Genomic DNA, 5,841 nt, shown 5'->3' with positions numbered 1-5,841 from the left:
AAAGATCGATAAACCATAGATGTAGGGGCGGGATGTCAACTTTTAGTTTGGGCAAGTTCCGCGGGGACGTTAGATCGCTTGCATTGTCATCTGGGCCTGCTCTAGCGGAAACGAGACAATCACCTTAGTACTCGAACCAGTGATGACTTCCAATGTGCCGCCAAGCTGCGCGACGAACCCGTTGATAAGCTTGGTTCCCATTCCTCGACTTTCACCGACCTGATACCCGGGACCGTTGTCCTCGATAACCAGATGGGCAATCTTAGCATCATCCATCGAAAGTTCTACACGAAGCATTCCATCCTTTCTGCTGGCGAAGGCATGCTTGAAAGCGTTTGTGACGACCTCGTTGATAATGAGCCCGAGTGGCATTGAATGATCCGCTCCCAGTCGGAGAGGCGCGAGGTGCAACTCGATAGAAACGTCACCACTGAAGCCTTCAGCGACTTCTCGGACGAGACGCTCAACATATGGGGCAACCTCCATCTTTTCGAACTGATCATTCCCGTAGATCTGCTCGTGCACAGCGGTCATTGCCGAGATCCGTCGCGCCATATCGTCCTTCAGATCTTTAGGAAGCGGTTGTAGGCGCACGAGCGACGAAACCGCCTGCATGTTATTTTTCACCCGGTGGTGGATTTCGCGCATGAGGAATGTATTTTTTTCGAGAGCTTGCTCCAGCGCCGTTCGCCGTTCAGCATCCGCTTCAAGCAGGCGCAGAATCCAGATCATGCCAAGAACCAGCAGGCCCATTAGCGGAATACCGATCAGGAGTCCGTTTCTGAGGTTTGCCCAGAAGGACTGCAGAGCCTCATCTGTCGCAATTCCTGTCGTGACAACGAGCGGCCAGTGTTCGACGGATCTGTATCCTATTATTCGGGATAGACCGTCTGCTGCCGAGCTGGCGTTGTGATAGAATCCGCCCGCGGAGGTCGGTAGATGGTCGGCAAAAAGGGGTGTACCTGAGATATTGATGGTCTCTGGAAGTTGGGGATGCCGGGCTGCCACCCAGCCATCTGCCCGAATGACAGCGACGGTAGACCGCGACCCCAGTTCCAAGAGGCTCCAGAACTCATCCATCGTTCTTGTCGGAACGGCGATACTAGCGGCACCATGGAACCGCCCGCCGCGGGATATAGCTCGAGCAACGACAAATACCTGCTCGCCACTGAGCCGCTCCTCAAGTTGAGGCGAAATCACAATAGGCTGGCCTTGGCGCAGCTGTTGAAAGTAATCCCGGTCCGAAACCTCAATACCCACAGCTTCGGGGACGCTCGAATATGTCAGCCGACCTGTCTCATCATACACAGAATACTGAAAACCTTCCGGCAGATCGCCGACGGCGGCCCGGATATCAGCGACGGTATTCAGGGAGCTACCTACGGGATCATGCCCTATGGCAGCATCAATGCGGCGGAGGGCTTGGTCACTAGCCTCCATCATCCATTCGATGTGCGCTGCGACGACTTGTGCCGACGATGCCGCCCGTTCGTCTGCGGCGCTCAAGACAGACTTGTAGTTTTGCCAGATCATGAGCGAGGCAAGCACGACGAGTGCAGCCAGCATGACCATCGTAAGCCAGACGGCCGCAAACGGAGTTGACAGCCTGCCATCTAGCCGCCGCATTAAATTCGTGTTCATCTGATAGGGCGCTCCGGCATCTGAGATTTGGTGCGTACCACTACGTTAGTTAAGATGTCTAGCTGGGTATTTACGAGTAACGATGACTGACGGCTCTCTCGTCTACGGAGAGTATTGTCGTAGACCCTTTCAGCTGATTCTTGGTAGGCGGTGTCAATCGAAGAACACTAAATCCAACGTGGCATTCGGCGACTTATCGGTATAGCCGACGACCTCATCGCCTTCGCGGATTGGTGCCTTACCCTTCAGTACGACTTTCTCGGCCCCCTCGTCGTAACCCTCGACATAATAAGGGGCGGGGTCACAGCCTTTTTTGAAGGTGTAGGCAATGCCATGAAAGGGACCATTGAAGCTGATTTGGCCGCGGAACATTACAGGTATGGTAGGGGATGCTTTTGTTCTTCGGCTCGACATATGCGATCACACCGAGATCGGGATCGACATGCATTGTGCTTCCATTGTGTCCAATATTGGCACCCCGAGACACATTGAGCTCTCCCCGAGGGGGAGATACTCTTTGTTGGTGTCGATCACCTGCTCCAGCGGCAGGAGGTCGTACGGAGCACCGAGCGGACATAGGTCGGACCAGAAGCCAGCAAGTACTCGGCCGCCGTCAGCGTTGTTCTGCTGGACGACTTTCCCGGTCTTCAGATCACTGAACTCGAACGAACGATCGCAAAGATCATCGCCGGGAAAAATGCCCGAGAGGCGCAATGTTCGATCCGCTTCAACACGCACTGGCAATCGTCAGTCGAGAAACAGGAGAGCTGATAGCTTTCGCTGAATCGACGCACTGGCTTGCTGAAGAAGGGTTTCGGGAGGTTGTCCCTGATATTCCTGAATCAGAAACCATCACCGCTATCTACTATTGCTATGTGATTACCAGAATGGACTGCAAGCCACCATCCTTGGCAGTCATTTCAGTATGATCCCGCCTGAAGATCTGAAAGGCAGACACCCGACCCCGTTCATCTGGCTCAAAGATAAAGACTGACGAAAAGCCCTGCCAAGGCAATCTCACTCTAGGACGGCGCTAGGTCTGTCACAGACGGTCAAGCTTGTGATGGCACAAAGGCATTCAGTAACTAAAAATCTCATCGGGTTAGAGATTGTTCACCTCGATCATTAGCTGAAGCTCAAGGAGGAGCGGATATGGTGATGAGCACGAGGGAAAACAAATGCTCAGACGACTGTTTCGCGATCGTTCCGGGAACTTTGGAATGATGACTGCCTTGCTGGCCGTTCCCATAATTGGGACGGCAGGGCTTGCAGTGGATTTCACCAACGTCATGTTTGTACAAAATAGTCTGCAGAGTGCTGCCGACGCGGCCGCACTTGGTGCTATCAACTCAAGTTCTATCGGCGTCAACTCCGCAATGTATATGCAGCAAAATGGTGTAATTGCGGAAGCGGAAGCTGATGCATCAAAGATTTTTGCTGCGCATCTCAGTATCATGGATGACGTGGAATTGATCTCCTCAGGCGCAAGAATTGTGAAGGAAGATAATCAGCTAAAGGCTCGGTTCTCGTACACTGCTTCCGTGCCAATGACTCTCACACGCATTCTCGGCAAAGACACTGTCACTATCACCGGTGAAGCGACGGCGGTATTCCAAACCCAGACATTCAGAGATTTTTACTTGCTGTTAGACAACACGCCATCAATGGGGGTGGGGGCCACGCCAGCCGACGTGAACCGGATGGTCGCGAATACGTCTGATAAATGCGCGTTTGCTTGTCATATCGTGAAAGATGGGGTGGAGGACAAAAACAGTTATTACAACAAAGCTAAAAAGCTTGGCGTGACGATACGGATCAACGTAGTTGCCAAAGCCACTGCTGCTTTGATGGATACTGCGACGTCCAAGCGGACAAGCACAAATCAATATAAAATGGCTGTATATACATTTGGCGAAAAGGCGGAAGACACGAAGCTGCTCGAGGTTGTTGGTATTACGGACGATCTGGCAAAGGTTAAGAGTCGTGCAAGCTTGATTGACCTGATGTCCATCCCGAAGCAGGGCTACGATAACGATCAGCAGACAAATTTTGACCGTGCCCTCAAAGATATCGGGACAAAGATGGGCCCTCCTGGGACAGGCCAGACATCGTCCAGCCCTGAGAAGATAGTCTTCTTCGTTTCGGACGGAGTGGGGGACAGTTATAAGCCAAGCAAATGCACCAAGAAGACGACGGGTGGCCGCTGCCAAGAACCCATCGACGTAAGGGAGTGTACCGCTTTAAAAGATAAGGGGTACCGCATTGCTGTACTCTATACGACCTATCTCCCGCTCCCGACGAACAACTGGTACAACGAGTGGATTAAGCCATTCCAGACAGAGATTGCGCCGCGTATGAAGGAATGTGCTTCACCGGGATTGTTTTTTGAGGTGAGCCCGACGGAAGGTATCAGCGATGCTATGTCGGCCCTGTTTTTGAAGATCATCAACACCCCACGCTTGACTGGATAAGCACGTCTTACACGGATCGATCCTGATGAATTAGAAGCATTCTTGCGGCCCGTGGCTTTCGCGCTCGCCTCCTGACAAAGCCATTTCCTTTGCCAGGCGCGAACGCTCTTCAGCTTAGCTGGGGCAGTTATCGGGTAGCATTCGAGGCAGGAGATGGCTTCCGGCTTGACCGACTTTGTCTGGGAGAGGCCATGCGGGCAATCCGAAAAAGCTGGTACCGCCGAAACTTCTAGTAGGGTTACGCTGGCTCGGTGGGAATTGGTGTCAACAATAGTCAGATCAGCTGGCAGCTATGAAGGTGGAAGGGTATCGGGTCCCCATACGCCGGAAGTCGGGCTCCCTGTATGAACCCGGGAGGACGGCCGAGGGGGGCAGGGGAGTGGCCAGGGTGATGTCGAGATCACGAGGGTGGCGCTGGATAACCACTAAGTTGACATAGGCATCGATTATGCTGGCGGCAGTGCCCGCAACTGTCTCGCCGTAGACTGCGCTTGAAATGGGTATCTTGAACTCGATGATGCGTGGGCGTTCCGATCCTTTGCAAGGCAGCTCGAATGAAACCCTCGGTGCCAGTCTGGAAGGCCCAATAGGCCGGTTCACCACCCAGTTGGAGTAGCATCTTCGCACGGCCGTCGTCGGAGGGATGGGCAGGGCTGTCAGGCAAAAAAAACCACTTCACTTCCAAACATCGGATTTTTCGAGCGCAGTGCGGGCGACAATCCGAAGACGCGGCCCTCATTATTCAGCCATACGCTTCGCCTCATGCCCTCCCGTGGCTGACGTTCCGTCAGTGGCTAGCTCTGGCTGTTGAGAAGGCAGACCTAGTCGACACGTCGTCGAACGGAGACGCAATCTTCGGTCTGACGTTCAAGAAACCCGCCGAACCCGCGACGACAATCAGCGTTCGTTTGACTACGGTGAGCCCTACCGGCATATCTTACGATAGGAAATCAAATGCTCTACAGTGCTGAAAACGGTCTGGCGAAGAATATGCTGATTGACTTCGTGTTAGGCCAAGCTGGTCTCAATCGTAGGGATATTCATAATGGGTTGACGACGGGTCGATGTGATCTTCCAGGCGGCAGCAATGGTGCGATAATGGAAAAGTCATGCCCAGGAATTTGGGAAGACGACGAATATGTCTACGTCAACGAAGAGCTCTTCCATCATCTCCCACCCGATTATCTTGAGGCTGTTGAAGCCCGGAAGTAGCAGGACAGCAATATCAAAAGCCTGATCAGGATGGTGAATGCCATTCCGACGACCACGAGCCTCGGTTACATCTATCATCGGTTACGCACACAATGATAGACTCGAAACGATCAGCAGTGGCATCCAGATTGATTTCGACGATACCGAAATTCGCGTCAAGGTTCAGATGAGCTTTGGGCTCTACATCGGTGGAAGAGACGAGTGGGAGCAACTCGTGATCTTGCTCGACGCCCCTATGCATGAACGGCTCCAGAAGATACTCGTCCGGCTCAAAGCCAAAACGGGGTCCTGTCGGTCCCGCGCCAAGCTGGGTTGGCAAGTAGAGTTAAGCGTCAAATCGCCTAGACGACCGCCTTGCGCAGCCGTTCCGAAAGCGAAGTGTGTATACGGGAGCGGAGCATGTCAGCCCGGCAAGAATTGAAAGTTCCTGCAGCACGACTATCTTGCTGATTGAACAGTTCCATAACTAGCATTATGCAATCTACACTTGTAATGGGGCAGATTCCATTTTCAAATG

Annotated in this window: 6 protein-coding genes; 3 read left to right on the top strand and 3 right to left on the bottom strand. The window is 53.0% G+C overall.

The genetic code is table 11. From position 1 onward, the window contains the following. Nucleotides 1–69 precede the first annotated feature (69 nt). The 3 genes from LH464_RS23875 to LH464_RS23865 all read right to left on the bottom strand — a co-directional run bounded on the left by LH464_RS23875 (nt 70) and on the right by LH464_RS23865 (nt 2,355). Nucleotides 70–1,641: a sensor histidine kinase gene (locus tag LH464_RS23875; RefSeq protein WP_226788901.1), complete on the bottom strand. Its 1,572-nt coding sequence runs from the start codon at nt 1,639–1,641 to the stop codon at nt 70–72. A 153-nt stretch (nt 1,642–1,794) separates the two neighbouring features. Beyond that, nucleotides 1,795–2,013 carry a hypothetical protein gene (locus LH464_RS23870; RefSeq protein WP_226788900.1) on the bottom strand — a complete coding sequence of 73 codons (219 nt, stop codon included), beginning with the start codon at nt 2,011–2,013 and terminating at the stop codon, nt 1,795–1,797. Between the two features lie 48 nt (nt 2,014–2,061). Then, the gene (locus LH464_RS23865) at nt 2,062–2,355 is read right to left on the bottom strand and encodes a hypothetical protein (protein ID WP_226788899.1); all 294 of its coding nucleotides are present in this window, start codon (nt 2,353–2,355) and stop codon (nt 2,062–2,064) included. On the opposite strand from LH464_RS23865, the gene LH464_RS23860 reads away from it, so the two are divergent. From LH464_RS23860 to LH464_RS23850, 3 genes are all read left to right on the top strand, one after another. Then, nucleotides 2,355–2,570 carry a hypothetical protein gene (locus tag LH464_RS23860; RefSeq protein ID WP_226788898.1) on the top strand — a complete coding sequence of 72 codons (216 nt, stop codon included), beginning with the start codon at nt 2,355–2,357 and terminating at the stop codon, nt 2,568–2,570. The two genes, LH464_RS23865 and LH464_RS23860, sit on opposite strands and share 1 nt — an antisense overlap. A 249-nt stretch (nt 2,571–2,819) precedes the next feature. Beyond that, nucleotides 2,820–4,112 (top strand): TadE/TadG family type IV pilus assembly protein, encoded by a 1,293-nt coding sequence (locus LH464_RS23855; protein WP_226788897.1) that lies wholly within the window; start codon nt 2,820–2,822, stop codon nt 4,110–4,112. Nucleotides 4,113–5,066: 954 nt separating this feature from the next. Beyond that, the gene (locus tag LH464_RS23850) at nt 5,067–5,324 is read left to right on the top strand and encodes a hypothetical protein (protein WP_226788896.1); all 258 of its coding nucleotides are present in this window, start codon (nt 5,067–5,069) and stop codon (nt 5,322–5,324) included. Nucleotides 5,325–5,841 lie beyond the last annotated feature (517 nt).

Origin of the sequence: Pseudorhizobium xiangyangii (genome assembly GCF_020531965.1) — a bacterium.
Taxonomy (GTDB): domain Bacteria; phylum Pseudomonadota; class Alphaproteobacteria; order Rhizobiales; family Rhizobiaceae; genus Neorhizobium; species Neorhizobium xiangyangii.
This window is presented reverse-complemented; position numbering and strand designations above follow the sequence as displayed.

Bases quoted from the DNA above. Each gene is read 5' to 3' on its own strand.
- LH464_RS23875 (WP_226788901.1), bottom strand. From the start codon at position 1,641: ATGAACACGAATTTAATGCGGCGGCTAGATGGCAGGCTGTCAACTCCG.
- LH464_RS23870 (WP_226788900.1), bottom strand. From the start codon at position 2,013: ATGTTCCGCGGCCAAATCAGCTTCAATGGTCCCTTTCATGGCATTGCC.
- LH464_RS23860 (WP_226788898.1), top strand. From the start codon at position 2,355: ATGTTCGATCCGCTTCAACACGCACTGGCAATCGTCAGTCGAGAAACA.
- LH464_RS23855 (WP_226788897.1), top strand. From the start codon at position 2,820: ATGCTCAGACGACTGTTTCGCGATCGTTCCGGGAACTTTGGAATGATG.
- LH464_RS23850 (WP_226788896.1), top strand. From the start codon at position 5,067: ATGCTCTACAGTGCTGAAAACGGTCTGGCGAAGAATATGCTGATTGAC.